Below are 18000 nucleotides of genomic sequence, written 5' to 3'. Positions count from 1 at the left end.
TGCTTGGCGAGGTCGAGCACTTCGACCGCCATTTCCGGCTCGCAGCCGAATTTGCGCGACAGCGGCCATTCCGCGCCGGCGCAATCATAGAGAATGCGGCAGAACACCCGCGCGCCGGGCGCGGCGCGGGCGATCTTCTTCACCTCGGCGGCGCAATCGACCGCAAACAGACGGATGCCGAGCGCGTAGGCACGCGCGATATCGCGCTCCTTCTTGATCGTGTTGCCATAGGAGATGCGGTCTGGCGTCGCACCGGCGGCGAGCGCCATCTCGATCTCCGCGACGGTGGCGGTATCGAAGCAGGAGCCGAGCATCGCAAGCAGCGACAGCACCGCCGCCGCCGGGTTGGCCTTCACCGCGTAGAACACGCGGCTGTCCGGCAGTGCCTTGGCAAAATTCTGGTAGTTTTCGCGCACGACCTCGAGGTCGACGACAAGACAGGGCTCGGTATCGAGACCCCTATCGCGGCGATCGCGCAGGAACTCGCTGATGCGTTCGGTCATAGCACCCTCCAAACGGCCCGTGCGATGAGGGCCCGTTCAAAATGTCTCGGAATGGATGCTTTGGCGTTGCCGCACGATGGAGGCGCGACAAGACCTCGAACCCAGACCGAATTGTGCTGCCGTGGATTGGTTGGGAATGTTCCCGCCCGCTCACCTGGCAATGAAGGACAAGCCTTTTCAGTAGCCCGCGCCGGCGTTGGACTGCCGGTAGAGACCAAAAAAGCCCGATCCGTCGTTGCTTTAAGTCGCGTCCCCCGTGGAGAGCGGGGTGCGCCGGTTCGCCTCCGGCTGCCAGTCACGGTTGCAAGGGGTGATGAGACCTTCAACGGCATCCCTTGAGAGAGATGCTGGACACTTGCGTCGCGAACGACGAAAGCGCCCCTCGGTTCCTCATCCCTTGGCGGCTGTCCGGCCTCTTGTCCGGATACCTACCGACTGACACACGACCACAGGCACGTGCGAAATTGGGCAAGAGTGGAAATAAGCGCTTTGACTTTACCGCGCAAGAATTTTTTGAGGCTGACGACAGATTTTCACTAACGCCTGCTTGCCGTGGGTGCGGAAGCGCACGAGCCGTCGCTCGAACCTGAACGGATGTTAAGCCAGCTTAAGAAATCGTAGCCGAACTTGTGCCTGTGCCGCAGCGGTTTCTTGCACTCGGAAAATTACGGTCGCGTCGTGAAGGGCTCGACGCGCTGCGCGGCGCGAATGAACGCGGCCATCACGAAGACGCCGAGCACGAACAGCACCGCCTGCAGGATGTGAGTGCCGGTGTCGTCGAGCCCGAACAGGATCGCGAGCGCCCAGCCGCCGGCGAACGCCGCGCCGAACACCTCCGCACCGATCAGGATCGCGGCGCTGATCACGGTAATGACGCTCGGCCAGACGATCTGGCGCGAGGCGGTCGGCGAGGTCTGTGCACTCATCGGTCTGCTCCTGCTAGGCGGCGCGCAATCTCTCCGAAAAGGCGGGCCCCATCAAGGCCAAAAGGCCCCAAAAAAGGCCGATCGCGTGCTATACCGCGTCAAAGCTCCTTTGGGCAAAAGACGGATATTTCACGATGTCGGAAACCCCGGAAACGGCTCCTGCTGGCGCGAATCCGCTGCTTGTCGCGTGGCAGACGCCGCATCAGACGCCGCCATTTTCCGAGATCCGGCCGGAGCATTTTCTCCCCGCCTTCGAACAGGCGTTCGTCGATCATGCCGCCGAGATCGCCGCGATCACCCATGATCCGGCAGCACCGGACTTCGCCAACACCGTCACGGCGCTCGAGCGCTCAGGCAAGCTGCTCGACAGGGTGGCAGCCGTCTTCTACGACCTCGTGTCGGCGCACTCCAACCCGGAGATCCTGGAGATCGACAAGGAAGTGTCCTTGCGGATGGCCCGGCACTGGAACCCGATCCTGATGAACGCCGTGTTGTTCGGCCGCATCGCGCTGTTGCAAGACAACCGCAAGAGCCTCGACCTGACCGGCGAGCAGATGCGGCTCCTGGAGCGGACCTATACGCGCTTCCATCGCGCCGGCGCCGGCCTGAAGGAGGAGGCCAAGCAGCGGATGGCCGAGATCAACGAGCGCCTCGCCCATCTCGGCACCACCTTCAGCCACCATCTGCTCGGCGACGAGCAGGAGTGGTTCCTGGAGCTCGGCGCGGACGACCGCGAGGGGCTCTCGGAAACCTTCATCGCCGCCGCCAAGGCCGCCGCCGAGGAGCGCGGCATGGCCGGCAAGGCGATCGTGACGCTGTCGCGCTCCGCGGTCGAGCCGTTCCTGCAGAGCGCGGCTCGGCGCGACCTGCGCGAGAAGGTGTTTCGGGCCTTCACCGCGCGCGGCGACAACGGCAATGCCAATGACAACAACGCCATCATCCTGGAGGTGCTGGCACTCCGCGAGGAGAGTGCGAAACTCCTGGGCTTTCCGACCTTCGCCGCCTATCGGTTGGAGGATTCCATGGCCAAGACGCCGGAGGCGGTGCGCGGCCTCTTGGAACGGGTCTGGAAGCCGGCGCGGGCGCGGGCGCTCGCCGACCGCGACGAGATGCAGGCGCTGATTGCGCAGGAGGGGGGCAATTTCAGCCTCGCCGCCTGGGACTGGCGCTACTACGCCGAGAAGCTCCGGCAGGCCAAGGCCAATTTCGACGACGCCGCGATCAAGCCCTATCTGACCCTCGAGCACATGATCGCGGCCGCCTTTGACTGTGCGAACCGGCTGTTCGGGATCAGCTTCAGCGAGCGGACCGACATCCCGGTCTGGCATCCGGACGTCCGGGTCTGGGAGGTGAAGGATGCGCAGGGCCGCCACAAGGCGCTGTTCTACGGCGACTACTTCGCCCGACAATCGAAGCGCTCCGGCGCCTGGATGACCTCGCTGCGCGAGCAGCAGAAGCTCGACGGCGAGGTGGCGCCGCTCGTCATCAATGTCTGCAATTTCGCCAAGGGTGCCGATGGCCAGCCGCCGCTGCTCTCGCCGGACGACGCGCGCACCCTGTTCCACGAGTTCGGTCACGGCCTGCACGGCATGTTGTCCAACGTGATCTATCCGTCGTTGTCGGGAACGTCGGTGTTCACCGATTTCGTCGAATTGCCCTCGCAGCTCTACGAGCACTGGCAGGAGCGCCCCGAGGTGCTGCAGCGTTTCGCCCGGCACTACCAGACCGGCGAGCCGCTGCCGGAAGACCTGCTGCAGCGCTTCCTGGCGGCCCGCAGGTTCAATCAGGGCTTTGCCACCGTGGAGTTCGTCTCCTCGGCGCTGATCGATCTCGAATTTCACACCCAGCCGGCGGCCGCGATCAGTGACGTCAGGGCGTTCGAGCGCGCCGAGATGGAGAAGATCGGCATGCCCGAGGAGATCGCGCTGCGTCACCGGCCGCAGCAGTTCGGCCATGTGTTCTCCGGCGGCCATTATGCCTCGGGCTACTACAGCTACATGTGGTCCGAGGTGATGGACGCGGACGCGTTCGGCGCCTTCGAGGAGGCCGGCGACATTTTCGATCCCGCGGTGGCCAAGCGCCTGCATGACGACATCTATTCCACCGGCGGCTCGGTCGATCCGGAGGCTGCTTATGTCGCCTTCCGCGGCCGCGAGCCGGAGCCGGACGCGCTCTTGCGCCGCCGCGGCCTGCTGGAGGAGCCCAAGGCGGCGTGAGGCGAGGTCAGATCGGCAGCCAGCGCCGGATCAGCGGCAGGAAGAAGATCACGATGTTGATGGTGAAGCCGAGATTCCAGAGAATCGACCGCAGCCTCGGGCGGTTGCCGACATAGGTGAGGACGTAGGCGGTGCGCACGATCAGGAACAGCATCGCCAGCTCGTCGATCCGGTTTTGCGGCGCGAGGCGGAATTCCGCCAACAGCACGGCAATCGCGAAGAACGGAAAGGTCTCGATGCCGTTCTGGTGCGCGCCCAGCGCGCGGGAGCGGATCGCATCCTGGTAGAATGCGGGATCGCGCGGCTTGGCGTTATCGTATTGGCGAGACGCGATCCATTTGATCGGCACGATGGTCAGGAGATAGAGCGCGACCGCGCCAAACACGCACCATTCCGCGAGCGTCATGTTTCCGCTCCTGCCGCATTCTGCGGCGCTCGCCAGCGCTGGCCTGCAATTGGTGAGGGCATCAGAAATCCACGATTCGGGTATGAACTGCCGTCGATATAATGCTCAACCGGTGACAACCGAGCGAAAGGGGCCACCGGTGGGTAACAGACTAACGAACCGGCCATTAGCTTGACAACAATTGTGCGACGCGCCAATCCACGGACGCCATGACAGCGGTTTTTCCCATCGAGAGCGCGAGGCCTCTCATCGAGGCGAGATCGTCGCGCGTCGGCGTGCTGCTGGTCAATCTCGGCACCCCTGACACCGCCGACACCAAGGGGGTGCGGGTCTATCTGAAGGAATTCCTGTCCGACCCGCGGGTGATCGAGGATCAGGGCCTGGTCTGGAAGCTGGTCCTGAACGGCATCATCCTGCGTACCCGCCCCCGCACCAAGGCGCGGGACTATCGCAAGATCTGGAACAACGAGACCAACGAGTCTCCAATCAAGACCATTACCCACGCGCAGGCCGAGAAGCTGGCGCGCAGCATCGCCGACCGGGACCATGTCGAGGTCGATTGGGCGATGCGCTACGGCAATCCCTCGATCCGCGCCGGCATCGACGCGCTGACGGCGCGCGGCTGCGACCGTCTCCTGGTGGTGCCGCTCTATCCGCAATATTCGGCGGCGACCTCGGCGACCGTGTGCGACGAGGTGTTTCGCGTGCTGTCGCGAATGCGTGCGCAGCCGACCCTGCGGGTCGCACCGCCCTATTACGACGATCCCAACTACATCGAGGCGCTGGCGCTGTCGATCCATGCCCATCTGGCGACGCTCTCGTTCGAGCCGGAACTGATCGTGGCGTCGTTCCACGGCATGCCGCGGTCCTATGTCGACAAGGGCGATCCCTATGAGACGCAGTGCATCGCGACCATCGAGGCGTTGCGCCAGCGGCTGGGCATGGATGCCTCGAAACTGCTTCTGACCTTCCAGTCGCGCTTCGGCAACGAGGAGTGGCTGCAGCCCTATACCGACAAGACCATCGAGCAGCTCGCCAGGAAGGGCGTGCGCCGCATCGCCGTGGTGATGCCGGGCTTTGCCGCCGATTGCCTGGAGACGCTGGAGGAGATCGCCGGCGAGAACGCCGACATCTTCAGGCACCGTGGCGGGGAGGAGTTCTCCGCCATCCCCTGCCTCAACGACAGCGAGATCGGCATGGACGTGATCCGCCAGTTGGTGCTGCGCGAGCTGCAGGGCTGGATCTGAAAGCCGAGGGTGCGCGAAAACTTCTCCCGAGCCGGCCGCGCCCCGCTTGCGCAGCTCCCGGTCATACATCTGGCAGGCGGTGGACTGATACTTAGCTATATGCTGTGAGAAGCGCGGGATGAACCGGTGGCACTGGTGCACGACCCATTCAAGCGATGCTTTCGTTAGTTGGCGGGCAGGGTTTGCGTCCGCCGAGGAGGAGTTATGTCCGGCTTCGACATTTTCGCCATCGTAGTCGTGTTGCTCGTGGTCATCACGCTGTTCGCCGGCGTGAAGACGGTTCCGCAAGGCTACGACTGGACGATCGAGCGGTTCGGCAAATACACCCGCACGCTGTCGCCGGGGCTCAATCTCATCGTGCCCTATTTCGACCGTATCGGCCGCAAGATGAACATGATGGAGCAGGTGATCGACATTCCCCAGCAGGAGGTGATCACCAAGGACAACGCCACCGTCACGGTCGACGGCGTCGCCTTTTTCCAGGTGTTCGATGCGGCGAAGGCGAGCTACGAGGTCGCCAACCTCACCAATGCGATCACGGTCTTGACCATGACCAACATCCGTTCGGTGATGGGCGCGATGGATCTCGACCAGGTGCTGTCGCATCGCGACGAGATCAACGAGCGGCTGCTCCGCGTGGTCGACGCGGCGGTCTCGCCCTGGGGCGTCAAGGTCAACCGCATCGAGATCAAGGACATCGTGCCGCCGGCCGACCTGGTCGAGGCGATGGGCCGGCAGATGAAGGCCGAGCGCGTCAAGCGCGCCGACATTCTGCAGGCGGAAGGCCAGCGGCAATCGGAGATCCTGCGCGCCGAAGGCGCCAAACAGAGCCAGATCCTGCAGGCCGAGGGCCGCCGTGAGGCCGCCTTCCGCGATGCCGAGGCGCGCGAGCGCTCGGCGGAGGCCGAGGCCAAGGCCACCGAGATGGTCTCCGAGGCGATCGCCAAGGGCGACGTCGCCGCGCTGAATTATTTCATCGCCACCAACTACATCAAGGCGTTCGGGCAGTTCGCGGACGCGCCGAACCAGAAGGTGATCATGCTGCCGATGGAGGCGGTGAACCTGATCGGCTCGCTGGCCGGCATCGGCGAGATCGCCAAGGCCACCTTCGGCGAAAGCGCCGCCTCCGCACAGGCGGCGGCGCGCCGTCCGACAGCGGTGCCCTCTTCGGGCTCGGCGGCGCCCTCGTTGCCGCCGACACCGCCGCAGACATAGGGTCATGGAGACCGTGTCATGTCCGAGATGTTTCACACGCTGGGTATTTGGAACTGGCTGATCTATGGCGTCCTCCTGATGGCGCTGGAGGTGCTGGTACCCGGGGTCTTCCTGTTCTGGCTCGGGCTTGCCGCGCTGCTGGTCGGACTGCTGTCCTTCGCATTCGGGCCGCCCTGGCAACTGCAGTGCCTGATGTTCGCGATCCTCGCCGCCGCGGCCGTGCCGGTGTGGCTGCGGCTCGCGCGCCCCAAACAGCCCGTCGGCCAGACCTTCCTCAACCGCCGCGCAGAGGCGCTGGTCGGCCGGGTCTTCACGCTCGAGAAGCCGATCATCGACGGCTCCGGCACCGTCCGCATCGACGACACGGTCTGGCGCGTGGCCGGCCCCGACGCGCCGGCCGGCAGCCGGGTCAGGGTGGTGCGGGCCGACGGCGCCAATCTCACGGTCGCCGCGGCGTAGCGACCTGCGCCTTCTGCCACCGCTCGGCGAAGCGGTGCAGCGGCAGGAAGGTTTCGAACAACTCGCGGCCGAGCGGCGTGAGGCCGTAGCCGCCGCCTTCCCCGAGCTCGACGAAGCCGGCCTCGCGCAGTTCCGTCAGCCGCGCCTGCAGCACGGTCGGCGAGACCTCGTCGCAGGCCGCCCGCAGCGCCCGCGATGTCAGCGCGCCACCCCGCAGCTCCCACACGATCCGCAAGGTCCAGCGCCGCCCGAGCAGGTCCAGCAGGGCCATGATCGGCCGGCCGGTGCGGGAGCCCCGGACCGCGTGCTTTGCTGCCATCTTCGCCATCGGCGCTCCTTGCGATGCTACGGGAAATGTAGCAATCTGCCGCTACGTTAAATGTAGCATCGAGGTCAGCCATGTCACGCATCGTGCCGCTCGAGCCACCCTATGCGCCGGAAATCCAGGCCGAGTTCGACCGCATCATGCGCGGTGCGCCGCCGCTGACGCTGTTCCGCGTCATGGCAGGCCACCGACGGGCCTGGGACAAGTTCAAGGCCGGCAGCCTGCTCGACCCCGGTCCGCTCAGCCTGCGCCAGCGCGAGATCGTGATCGACCGCACCTGCGCGCTGAACCGCTGCGAATACGAGTGGGGCGTGCACATCGCGATCTTCGCTCGTCCGGCGGGCCTCAGCGACGAACAGGTCCGCGCCACCGTGCTTGGCGGGGCCGATGCGCCGTGCTGGTCGGCCGCCGAGCAGGCACTGATTGCGGCGGTCGATGCGCTGCACCACCGTTCGACCCTCAACGAAGCCGAATACGCCGCGCTGGCGGTGCATTTCGACGCGGCGCAGATCCTCGAGATCATGCTGCTTTGCGGCTTCTACCGCACCGTGTCCTACCTGGCGAACGCCCTGGCGCTGTCGCCGGAGCCGAACGCGGCGCGATTTCCGCAAGGCTAGCCGTCACGCGACGCCTGCGCGCAAGAGGTCGTGCAGGTGCAGGACGCCGACAGGGCGATTGGCCTCGGTCACGACCAGCATCATGATCTTGGCCGAGTTGAGCAGCTCGATCGCTTCGCTGGCGAGAGAATTGCGGTCGATCACCCTCGGTTTCCGTGTCATCACCTCGTCGACCTCGGCGGTCAGGAGATCGGGTCGCAGACTGCGACGCAGATCGCCGTCGGTGATGATGCCCACGAGATCGCCCGCCGCGTCGACGATCAGGACGCAGCCGAGGCCCTTGGCCGACATCTCGATCAGCGCGTCCGACATCCTGGTGCCGAGCGGCTTCAGCGGCACCGCCTCGCCCGTGCGCATCAGGTCGCTGGTCAGTTTCAGCATCGCGCCGAGCTTGCCGCCGGGGTGGAAATTGGCGAATTCGAGCGCGGTGAAGCCGCGGCTCTCCAGGAGCGCGATGGCCAGCGCATCGCCGATCGCGGCCTGCATCAGGGTCGAGGTGGTCGGCGCCAGATTGTGCGGGCAGGCCTCGCGCGCCTTCGGCAGCTCCAGCACGACGCGCGCCGCGAGGCCGAGCGGGGAGTCCGCGTTCGAGGTCACCGCGATCATCGGGATCGCAAAGCGCGCCGAGTAGTTGACGAGGCTCTTCATCTCCGGCTGCTCGCCGGACCACGACAGCGCGATGATGACGTCCTCTGGCGTGATCATGCCGAGGTCGCCGTGGCCGGCTTCCGCGCTGTGCACGAAGAAGGCCGGCGTCCCGGTCGAGGCCAGCGTCGCGGCGATCTTGCGCGCGACATGGCCGGACTTGCCGAGCCCGGTGACGATGACGCGGCCCTTGGCCTCGCGGATCAGCCCGACCGCAGCGGCGAAGGTGGTGCCGAGCGGCCCCCGCAGGGCGGAGGTGAGCGCGGCGATGCCGCCGGCGCCGACCTCGAGCGTCCGCAGCGCCGATTGAATGGCGGCGTCGGCCTGGGCCGTGGATGAGGCTGTCATCAGCGGTTTCGTGCTTGGCATGTCGGTTTCCTGGGGAGGGGGGCCTTGGCCCATGCCTTGCTTAACACAGCGGCGTCGGTGAGGCGATGCGACGGGCCCGTTTCTCAACGGGTCATTAACCATAATTGTCTTTACTGCCTCAACGACATTTTCGGATGGGTTGGCGCGTCGTGTGCAACCGGAACTGGTCGATGAAATGAATGATTTCGTTGGAGTATTTTCATCGTGGCAACGGGGCCAGCAAGGCGCCGGAAAAGCAGCGCGCATCCCGTTCGCGCCGCCGTGCCATGTCTCGCGCTGATGGTGGCCACCTCCGCCTCCGCCCAATCGCTCACGGCCGACCTCTTCAATCCCGTGCGCGGCAAGTTCGTGGCGGCCGCCGACCTGCCGCTGCGCAAGATCGGCGGCGACGCCACCGACGCGAGCGATGCCACGCCGGATCCGGACAGCGACGTCAGACGACGTCCGGCGCCGTCGCGGATCGGTCAGGTGCCGACCTACGGCCTGCCGGCGGCGAGCGGGGCCGCCGACACCGGCTACGATTCCCTCAACCGCATCCGCAAGCAGCCAAAGTATCATCCCGGCCAGACGAAGCCGAAGCCGCCGCCGGGGCCCGGCTCGCCGCCGCCAGCCCCGCCCCAGCTCACCGCGACCGGGCAGTTGCGGCTGTCGGTCCCTCCGTCGGAGACCGCCAACAAGCCGCCGGTGCCGCCGGCCGTGGCCGGCACCATGGCTGGCCAGCCGGCGCGCAAGCGCCTCAAGCTGGACGACGATCCGTTCGGCGCGGTCGGCGACTATGCCGGCAGTTTCCTGGTTAAGTCCGCCGTCGAGCTGTCCGGCGGCTATGACAGCAATCCCGGCCGCACCTTCAATCCGCATGGTCTGCCCCTCTACGTGGTCGCGCCCGAATTCCTCGCAGTGTCCGACTGGAAGCGCCACGCGCTGGTTGCGGATTTGCGCGGCTCCTTCACCGGCTATGGCAGCACGCTGCCGGCGGCCGTCGACGGCCAGGTCAATGCGGCGCCGACCAACATCGACCGGCCGGATTTCACCGGCCATGTCGACGGCCGGCTCGATGTTTCCAGGGACACCGATCTCACCGCGCAGGGCCGCCTGCGAGTTTCCACCGACAATCCCGGCAGCCCGAACATCCAGGCCTGGCTCGCGAAATATCCGATCTACACCACGCTGGGCGGCACCTTCGGCTTCGATCAGCGCTTCAACCGCCTGCAGATCTCCGGCGGCGCCGCGGTCGACCGCACCGCCTACCAGAACTCGACCCTGACCGACGGCACCACGTCCAGCAATGACGACCGCAACTTCAACCAGTATGGCGGCGTCGGCCGTGTCTCCTACGAGCTGACGCCGGGCGTAAAACCATTCGCCGAGGTCGAGGGCGACAGCCGCGTGCATGACCTGACGTTCGACCGCAGCGGCTTCCAGCGCGATTCTTCCGGCGGCTACGCCAAGGCCGGCACGTCCTTCGAATTCAGCCGCATCCTGACCGGCGAGCTTGCGGTCGGCTGGGCCGAGCGCAGCTATGTCGACCCGCGGCTCGACCGCATGCAGGGCCTGCTCACCTCGGGTTCGCTGGTGTGGAGCGCGACGCCGCTCACGACCGCGAAATTCATCTCCGACACCCAGATCGCCGAGACCACGCTGCCGGGCGGCTCCGGCGTGCTGGTGCACACCTACACGGTCGAGGTCGATCACGACTTCCGCCGCTGGCTCACCGGCATCGGCAAGTTCACCTATGGCACTTTCGACTATCAGGGCGTCGGCCGCGACGACAAGACGTACTCGGTCGAAGGCGACGTCATCTACAAGATGACGCGCAAGCTCTGGGTCAAGGGCACGGTGCGCCACGACCGGCTCGACTCCAATCTGCCGCTGTCGAGCTCGGCCGGCACCCTGGTGATGCTCGGCGTCAGGCTGCAGAACTGAGCGGCGGGCGTCACGCAAAAGCTCGATTGTCCGGTCAGCCTCGGTCGCGCGGCCGGCCGGCGGCGCCGCACTGGCGCGGCGACGGTCCGGCGCGTATAGTTGCACATCACTCGATGGTGGCGCGGATGTCCGGTATCGCGGCAAGACCAGTAAACTCCAGTCTGGGTTTCGCATTGATCCTGGCGGCGGTGCTTTGTCTCGGCGGGCGGGCAGCGCAAGCTCAAGCCGCGCCGCTGGGCTATTGGACTCCGGGCTGGCCGGCCGGTTTCGGCGGCGCCGTGAGCGAGGCCGGAAACGCCGGCACCTACGGCAATTTTCCGAGCTTCGACGGTGGTGACTCCCGCTTCGGCGGCTTCTCCTATGCGCGCTACAATCTCGGCAACGGCTGGTTCGTCGGCAGCGAACGCGCCAACCTCGGCCTGATGAGTGGCATGAGCCAGAGCGCGGCGTTCGGCAGTTTCGGCCCGCTCACGAGCGAAGGCGTGCAGTTCGGCTACAACTTCCAGAACGCGCCGGTCTCCGTCTATGCCGGCTTCGACACGTTGAAATACAACAGCGGCATCGGCAGCCCGTTCGCAGGCTTCGACTCCACGTCCGGCACGCTGCCCGGCTACAGCGCGCATGCCGGCATCGAGTTCAAGCCGACGTCGAACGTCAGCCTGTCGTTCGGGATGGGATACACCCAGCAACCGTCGGGAACCATCAATTCGCTTCCCGTGACCGGCACGTCGCCATTTGCGCTGGTCGGCCACTGACGCTCGATCCCGCGGGTAGGGTGGGCTAAGGCGCGACGCGACGATGCTTCGCATCGCGCGGAGCGCCGTGCCCACCATTCCATCAACAGCATTGCTCCGAATGGTGGCACGCTTTTGTCCCTGCGTGGTCAGCTTCGGTGCATGTGGCCGCTTTGCCCACCCTACGGCACTGCCGGCATGGGCCCGCGTTCTCGCGGCATGTTGTGCCCGAGTTTCTTCATGTGATCCGCCCTCGAAACAGGAGAGGGCGCAGGGAATGCCGGGTGGTTCAGCCTCACCCATGGCCCGCGTGCAACAAGAACGCACGCGGCGGTTACCACAGGTTCAGCCGAAATCACCGGCATTCCCTGCGCGATGGTGTTAACGCTTATTCCGTGCTCTCCTCGGGGACCGGGCTTTCTTGCCCCCGTCGCCCGCGTGATGCGAAGCATCATCGCGAGCTTGGCATCAGCGTCGGGATGCCGGGACCACACGTCTTCGCCGTCCGCGCCGGTTGCGCTCGTCTCGCGCACCATGACGTCCATCGCATCCCCGCCTCACGCTCGTGACGACGCGTTCGCCCCTCTCATCGAGGCGGGATGCGGGCATATAGCACTACTTCGGATAAAAAGAAAGAGAAAATTTTCGTCGAAGCGGTCGCGACGAGGACCGGCTTGAATCCGCTCGCGAAATTTCTGTTTTGGCGCAGGCGGTTTCGCGCCGCGTTTTGCGGGCTCCCGGATGGGAAAGCGGCTCACTCGCCTGATTCGCCCGGGGAGAACCGTTAGTGGCTCTGTGCAGGGGCTTTGACGGGCTGTCCCGGCGGACTGCCTTGCGCCTGTCGGCCGAAATGAGGCGCTGGCGGGCGCAACCGGGTTGGGCCCGAGTCTATCGACTTGCGTGGTGCGGCAGGCCGGCAGCTATCTGGGGCACAGCGGCCGGCGCTACACGATCAGGAAGGCAGTTCGTGACCCACGAGAGACATCAACCGGATCGCGAGATGGAACGAGCACCTCCATTTGTCCAACCGCGAGAGCCGACTCTAACTGGCCCTCGGCACGAAGATCAATCCAACTTCATCTTGGGACCGAAGCGGACAGGTGAGGCGCCGTCGCGACCGGTCGTTGCAAACCTCGGCAAGTCATCGAGCGCCTCGAACCAAGGTAGCTGTTCATTGACGAAGACGTGGCAGCTCGGCGACGCATAGTTCGCGTCGAGCAGCGACACCGCATATAGGTTAATTTCTCTCTCTATCCGTTCATTCTCATATGTGAGGGGTGACCCGCAATTCTCACAGAAGCCACGCCGAACGCCTGGCGAAGAATTGAAATAGCGGGGCATGCCCTTCGTGAACGCGAACGCGCCGCGTGGGACTGAAATCCACGTCGTGATTGCGGAAGAGGTTGCTCGTCGACAACTCTCGCAATGGCAATGCACCGTCCAGTTCGGTTCCCCGGTGTATTGGAAGACAATCGAGCCGCACAAACATTTGCCAGACACTGAAGTAGCATCCATTGCCGCACCTTGTTCCTCTAGAGGACTGTTCGATTGTGCTGATTGACCATCGTGTGTCAACGATGTCGCCCACCGGCCCACGGCCGCCGACCTGGGCGACGCAGCAAATCGGCTGCTGACCGAGGCACGGCGGCGATGAAGCCAACTCAGTCGTGGCGGCAGCCCGTGATCCGAGCGGACTTTAAACCGCCTGCTCAAGATTGGCTTTGCGACCGGCCTGGAGAATCGGTATTCGAACAGCGATGATGGGGTACGCTGCCCTAGCTAGCAGGAACGAAATGCCAGGAAAATGAAACAGCCGTGGGACGCAATTGTTTGATGGGAAATCCGGCGTATTCCCTACAACGCCACGCTTGCAGTTCTCGGAATGATGACGATCAGTGCGCTGCTGTGGATTGGGTCGCATTTTTCAGCCTCCGGCGACGGCGTTGAGGAACCGCTAGGATTGATCATCGGCTCTGTAATTTACGGACTTGCGGCCAACGTATTTTATACGCTCGGCTGGATCAGCGAGCTCCTGTGGGCCGGCGGCGATACAAGCAGGACTCAACCATTTCGCAAACCAGTATTCTATCTCGGTCTCATCGTGTCTTGCGCGCTAACGCTGTTGCCGGCTGCTCTCATTCCGGCGATTTGGTGGATGTCAGGTTTTCATCACGGGCCCGAGGCAAGTCTGCAATAGATGCGCGGAACGGATCGCGACGGTCCGCGCGCGATTGTCGACGTCCGACAAGACAGAACCAGCGCCGGTCAGGGCGCTGGCTCCAAGCTCCGACAATCAGTACAGGACATCGCGAGCGGCTAGTGCCCCGCGAGGTCTTCGACCTTGTCGGTCAGCCGGCGCGCCTGTTCGATCAGGTCCTCGACCTTGTCGCCGCCGCGAAGCCGCTGGTTCTTGAACGCGGCGCCGTCGAGCAGCGTGATCATCGCTCCCGCCAGCGCGTTCCGCTCCGTGGTGATCGCGCCGATCGTGGTGAGATATCTGTTGTAGACGCCGTCGTTGGGGCTGATGCTGGTGATGGCGCGGTTGGCGGCGACCAGGCTGTTGACGCCGACCGAACCCTTGGGGGCGTTGATCTGCTTGTAGGCCCTGGCCAGCTCCACATAGGGGAACAGGCTGTCCTCCAGGGAATCGGGCAGCGCATGCGGCTCGAGATCCTCGGCCAGCACGCGTCCGTCGTGCACGTAATCGTCCTTCAGGCCGACGAGCGTGAGTACGGTCGGACGAACGTCGGTGTGATCGGAGAACACGGAATCATTCCTGCCCTTCCGCTCCACGCCGGGGCCGGCCAGCCCGAACCAGGTGCGGGTGATCTGATTCTGGAAGTCGCCGTGGTTCCAGGCAAAGCCGGGAGACTCGCACACCGGCGTGCTCGGGACCGCGCAGCCGGAGTTGTTGCCGGTCTCGAAGAAGTAGTCGTCGTCGCCGAACATCGTCAGGGTCGCCGTGCGCTGCGCGCTGAAGGTGATCATGTGCAGCAGCTTCATTTCGGCCCGGTCGGCCAGCAGCACCGACAATTTGTCGGTCTTGCCGGTGATCGGGCTGGTGGCGGTCAGCGCGTCGAGGTCATGCTCCATGGTCCGGGTGAGCGTGCTGGTCGCCGCCGGGTTGCCGCTGATGTACATGTTGGGCGCATCGTCGCTGTGCACCGAGAACGACGTGCTGTTCATCCGCTCCGAGAGCAGGAGCTTGTCGAGCGAGGTTTCGATCTCGCCGACATTGGCGTAGGTGCAGGGCGTGGTCACGCCGTTGCAATTGGCCGGGCTCGGAGGACCGCCGACGAAATGGTCGTTCTCGTCCGGCACCACGACGAACAGCGTGTTGCTGGCGTCGATGCCGTCGGCCTTGAGGCGGCTGAAGAACTTGCCGAAGGCCTGGTCGTAGGACTTGAGCGCCGCGACATAGCCGGCTTCGCCCGGACCATAGGCATGACCGTTGTTCGGGTTGGCGGCACCCGCATTCGGAACGTCGAGGTGATGCGGATCGTGCGCGTCGGCAACGTAGGTGTAGACCACGGGAACGCCGGCTTCGAGCATCTTCGCGGCATAGCCCAGCGAGGCCGTCGCCGACGGATCGAAGTCGGTGGGGAAGCCCGGCTTGTTCGAGAAGGGATCGGTGATCACGACGCCATCGAGATCCGTCACCGGGCCGCTCGGCGAGATCACCGGCTGGACGTTGATGTTGCCGTAGAGCGCGGAGAACCCGGTATAGCCGCCGGGCTCGTCGGGCAGCAGGTCGGGCTTCGCGAAGCTGTTGCCGCACAGGGGGCTGCCCTTCGCGCAATGGACGGCGACGCCCTCATAGTCCGGGGTCGCGGCCGAGGCGGCGACGGTCGAGCCGAAGATGTTCGCGATGTCGGTCCTGTTTTCGATCGCCAGTCCATTCAAGGAGAAGGCGCCGACGTCGCAGCCGGCGCGGGTGTAGGCGACCCACGGCGCCGGTGCGTTCTTGCCGTTCTCGTTCACGAGGACGGGAAGGTTCTCGCCCGCCTCCGGATGGCTCTGGGCCGTGGTGGTCGTCCAGTAGACGAAGGACGTCTGGAAGACGGCGGACGAATTGTCGGCCTTGTAGATGCCAAAACTATTCGAGATCGGGCTGCCGTGGCGGTCGCCGTAGACCCCGGTCAGGCCGGTGAGGATGTCGTCGGCGGTGTGGGAGATCAGCGGCGTGTGGTGATTGCCGCTGACGACGCCGTTCTCCTGCAGGAAGTTCAGGAGACTGGGGATCTGCTCGAGGTCGGACGGCACGTTTGGATTGTCGCGCCGCAGATGCACGTTGTCGAAGATGATGTAGACCACGCGCTTGATCTTGTTGCCTGCCGAGTGGAGTTGGCAGGACGCCTGAAGCGGCGCCGCCGCTTCGGCAGAACCGGGCACCATCGCGAGCGCGGTGCCGGCGAGCAGTGCCGATGCGATCACGCCGCGACCGTAACGCGCGCAATTCGCGTTCGTCAGTCCACGCACCTTCGATGGCGCGTTCAACAAAGCTCCAAATCTCATCATCGTTTGCTCCCGATGTCGGCGGGTGAAATGCAAAATGCAATTACCGACGGGAGCGCCATTATCTCGCGCGATGTTGCGGCGAATTAACACAACCATGGCTTTTGGGCGGCACGCGCACGAGGCGTCAGGTGTGTTACCCACAAGCAAGTCGGATCTGCATTGAAACTGTCATGTTGGCGTCAACTTTCGCGACGTTACGCGATCCTGCGTCGGATGGGCCACGCCTCACGTCCTCCGGGCGCGCAGGTGCAGGAACAGGGGCACGCGTTGCCAGCGGCGGCTGGCCTCGGAAACGAGGGCGTGATCCGGAAGCTCGGGCTCTCTCAGCGCCTCGACCAGAAAGCCGGCCTGCTCCAGCGCCAGGAAATAGCTTTCCAGCGACCAATGCCGGCTGTGGAACGTCATGGCGAGCCCGTCGCGCTCGACCAGGTCCGCCGATTCGAACGGGCGAAGATAATCGCCCTTGATGATGAAAGGAGCATCCGGGGCCCTGGTTTCGAAACGTCCGGCCGAATTGATGGGATGGACGACGGCGAGACAGAAGCGGCCGCCGGGCGCAAGCACGCGGGCAATTTCGCGCACCGCCTCGGGCATCGCGTCGATGTCCTGGAGGGACATGAAGGCGATCGCAAGGTCGGCGCACGCGTCCGTCAGCGGAAGGCGCGCGGCATCGGCCAGCACGATCGCCATCGCGGGATCGCTCGCGTGCGCGGCAGCGGCGAGGGACGGCGAGGCATCGATCCCGACCACCGCATGTCCAAGCCCGCCGAGGTGCCGCGCGAGACGGCCTTCGCCGCAGCCGATGTCGATCGTCAGCCGCCCGGGTGCCGGCACCAGGCTGAGGAATTGATCGCGGTGATGCCGCCAGAAACTGTCGTGACCCGGCGCGCGCGCCCACGCGATCCATTGATCGGCCTGGGCTTCCCATTTTGCTCGGAGGTTCATGCGCCATCGCGATACCGATCGATCCCGGCGATGTCCACCGCAAACCGCAGCAGCGACTCGGAAGGTGCCGAAGGTGCGTAGGGGCTGAGCTTCGGACTTCGCTCGAAGAGCGAAGGCGGAAGCCTGCCCACCATGTCTCGACAGCGTTGCATCGAAACGGCGGGTACGCTTCCGCCGTCGCGTGGCGAGCTTCCTTGTACGCGGCCGCTTCGCCCACCCTGCCGTTCGGCGTAGCGCCTCATTGCTCGTCGTCGGCAAGCGGCATCATCGAAGCCGGTGCGTGGCTGAGCAGGTCTCCCAGCATATCGTCGACGGGTTGTGGCGCGATCTGGTAGGTCAGCACCAGGGCCAGCACGAGCGCCATGGCCAGATTGCACGCCCATTCGATCGCGAGCGGCGGCAGGAACGCGGCCCATGCCGCGACCGGCATTCGCTTGGCCAGGTGGCCATGCTCGTGACCGCCGGCGATGAGAAGAATGGTCCGCAGCACGAGCGAGGCGGTGGCAAGGCAGAGCAGGGCGAAGAGGATGATCGCAGTCATCGGTTGTGGTGGTTCAGAGGCCCGCTCCGTTTCCGCGAACCAGCGGCGCCAGGAGGACGCCCGAATCTAACCACACCGGAGCCGATATTCGCTAGTGCCCTTCGACCACGCCATCAACAAAAGCATCCGGGCAGCGCCGAGGCGCCGCCCGCGGAGCCGCCGCTACAACAGATCGCCGCCTGCGGCCGCGGCGGTGGTGCCGTGCTCGCGGAATGCCTTGATGACGTTGCGGCCGACCTTCCAGCGGTGCACTTCGTCGGGACCGTCGACCAGGCGCTGCGAGCGCACCTGGGTGTACCATTTCGCCAGCGGCGTATCCTGGGAGAAGCCGAGCGCGCCGTGGAGCTGGATCGCGGTGTCGATCACATGGTGCACCATGTGCGCCAGAAACACCTTCGCGATCGAGTTCTC

At 65.1% G+C, this 18000-nt stretch carries 18 protein-coding genes; 8 read left to right on the top strand and 10 right to left on the bottom strand.

Going from position 1 to position 18000, the window contains the following annotated elements; all coding sequences use genetic code 11:
• Positions 1 to 503: alanine racemase (locus tag JOY90_RS33500; RefSeq protein WP_291695374.1), on the bottom strand; the 503-nt coding region annotated here is incomplete at its 3' end.
• Between the two features lie 665 nt (positions 504 to 1168).
• Positions 1169 to 1429, bottom strand: a complete 261-nt coding sequence (locus JOY90_RS33495) for a hypothetical protein (RefSeq protein ID WP_291695373.1) — start codon at positions 1427 to 1429, stop codon at positions 1169 to 1171.
• A gap of 134 nt (positions 1430 to 1563) precedes the next feature.
• Here JOY90_RS33495 and JOY90_RS33490 point away from each other — a divergent pair, with 134 nt between their 5' ends.
• Positions 1564 to 3645, top strand: coding sequence for a M3 family metallopeptidase (locus JOY90_RS33490; RefSeq protein WP_291695372.1), 2082 nt, complete (start codon positions 1564 to 1566; stop codon positions 3643 to 3645).
• A 7-nt stretch (positions 3646 to 3652) separates the two neighbouring features.
• Here the strand turns inward: JOY90_RS33490 and JOY90_RS33485 are convergent, their stop codons facing one another.
• Entirely contained in the window at positions 3653 to 4051 is a 399-nt protein-coding gene (locus JOY90_RS33485; protein WP_291695371.1) for an MAPEG family protein, read from the bottom strand.
• A gap of 209 nt (positions 4052 to 4260) precedes the next feature.
• On the opposite strand from JOY90_RS33485, the gene hemH reads away from it, so the two are divergent.
• From hemH to JOY90_RS33470, 3 genes are all read left to right on the top strand, one after another.
• On the top strand, positions 4261 to 5298 hold the full coding sequence (gene hemH / locus JOY90_RS33480; protein ID WP_291695370.1) for a ferrochelatase: 1038 nt from the start codon (positions 4261 to 4263) through the stop codon (positions 5296 to 5298).
• A 204-nt stretch (positions 5299 to 5502) separates the two neighbouring features.
• Positions 5503 to 6513 carry an SPFH domain-containing protein gene (locus tag JOY90_RS33475; protein ID WP_291695369.1) on the top strand — a complete coding sequence of 337 codons (1011 nt, stop codon included), beginning with the start codon at positions 5503 to 5505 and terminating at the stop codon, positions 6511 to 6513.
• Positions 6514 to 6531: 18 nt separating this feature from the next.
• Entirely contained in the window at positions 6532 to 6972 is a 441-nt protein-coding gene (locus JOY90_RS33470; RefSeq protein WP_291695368.1) for an NfeD family protein, read from the top strand.
• Here the strand turns inward: JOY90_RS33470 and JOY90_RS33465 are convergent.
• Positions 6953 to 7300, bottom strand: a complete 348-nt coding sequence (locus JOY90_RS33465) for a helix-turn-helix domain-containing protein (protein WP_291695367.1) — start codon at positions 7298 to 7300, stop codon at positions 6953 to 6955. The genes JOY90_RS33470 and JOY90_RS33465 overlap by 20 nt on opposite strands.
• Before the next feature lie 71 nt (positions 7301 to 7371).
• On the opposite strand from JOY90_RS33465, the gene JOY90_RS33460 reads away from it, so the two are divergent.
• Positions 7372 to 7914: a carboxymuconolactone decarboxylase family protein gene (locus JOY90_RS33460; protein ID WP_291695366.1), complete on the top strand. Its 543-nt coding sequence runs from the start codon at positions 7372 to 7374 to the stop codon at positions 7912 to 7914.
• Between the two features lie 3 nt (positions 7915 to 7917).
• Here the strand turns inward: JOY90_RS33460 and JOY90_RS33455 are convergent, their stop codons facing one another.
• The gene (locus tag JOY90_RS33455; RefSeq protein WP_291695365.1) at positions 7918 to 8928 is read right to left on the bottom strand and encodes an SIS domain-containing protein; all 1011 of its coding nucleotides are present in this window, start codon (positions 8926 to 8928) and stop codon (positions 7918 to 7920) included.
• A 279-nt stretch (positions 8929 to 9207) separates the two neighbouring features.
• Here JOY90_RS33455 and JOY90_RS33450 point away from each other — a divergent pair, with 279 nt between their 5' ends.
• Both JOY90_RS33450 and JOY90_RS33445 read left to right on the top strand, forming a co-directional pair.
• On the top strand, positions 9208 to 10851 hold the full coding sequence (locus JOY90_RS33450) for an outer membrane beta-barrel protein (RefSeq protein WP_291695364.1): 1644 nt from the start codon (positions 9208 to 9210) through the stop codon (positions 10849 to 10851).
• Between the two features lie 125 nt (positions 10852 to 10976).
• A complete protein-coding gene (locus JOY90_RS33445; protein ID WP_291695363.1) occupies positions 10977 to 11606 on the top strand; it encodes a hypothetical protein in 630 nt (209 codons plus the stop codon).
• Between the two features lie 1044 nt (positions 11607 to 12650).
• Here the strand turns inward: JOY90_RS33445 and JOY90_RS33440 are convergent.
• Positions 12651 to 13100: a GFA family protein gene (locus tag JOY90_RS33440; RefSeq protein ID WP_291695362.1), complete on the bottom strand. Its 450-nt coding sequence runs from the start codon at positions 13098 to 13100 to the stop codon at positions 12651 to 12653.
• 367 nt (positions 13101 to 13467) lie between these two features.
• On the opposite strand from JOY90_RS33440, the gene JOY90_RS33435 reads away from it, so the two are divergent.
• Complete coding sequence (locus JOY90_RS33435) at positions 13468 to 13782, top strand: hypothetical protein (RefSeq protein ID WP_291695361.1); 315 nt, start codon at positions 13468 to 13470, stop codon at positions 13780 to 13782.
• Positions 13783 to 13901: 119 nt separating this feature from the next.
• Here JOY90_RS33435 and JOY90_RS33430 read toward each other — a convergent pair whose 3' ends face one another.
• The 4 genes from JOY90_RS33430 to JOY90_RS33415 all read right to left on the bottom strand — a co-directional run.
• On the bottom strand, positions 13902 to 16103 hold the full coding sequence (locus tag JOY90_RS33430; protein WP_291695360.1) for a hypothetical protein: 2202 nt from the start codon (positions 16101 to 16103) through the stop codon (positions 13902 to 13904).
• Positions 16104 to 16328: 225 nt separating this feature from the next.
• Entirely contained in the window at positions 16329 to 17048 is a 720-nt protein-coding gene (locus JOY90_RS33425) for a class I SAM-dependent methyltransferase (protein ID WP_291695359.1), read from the bottom strand.
• A 238-nt stretch (positions 17049 to 17286) separates the two neighbouring features.
• The gene (locus JOY90_RS33420; RefSeq protein ID WP_291695358.1) at positions 17287 to 17589 is read right to left on the bottom strand and encodes a hypothetical protein; all 303 of its coding nucleotides are present in this window, start codon (positions 17587 to 17589) and stop codon (positions 17287 to 17289) included.
• A 162-nt stretch (positions 17590 to 17751) separates the two neighbouring features.
• Positions 17752 to 18000 (bottom strand): acyl-CoA dehydrogenase family protein (locus JOY90_RS33415; protein ID WP_291695357.1); only part of this gene is annotated, 249 nt, incomplete at its 5' end.

The organism is Bradyrhizobium sp. (assembly GCF_019242285.1).
Lineage (GTDB): Bacteria > Pseudomonadota > Alphaproteobacteria > Rhizobiales > Xanthobacteraceae > Bradyrhizobium.
The sequence above is the reverse complement of the archived record's forward strand: the minus strand, read 5'-3'. Positions and strand labels throughout refer to the sequence as shown.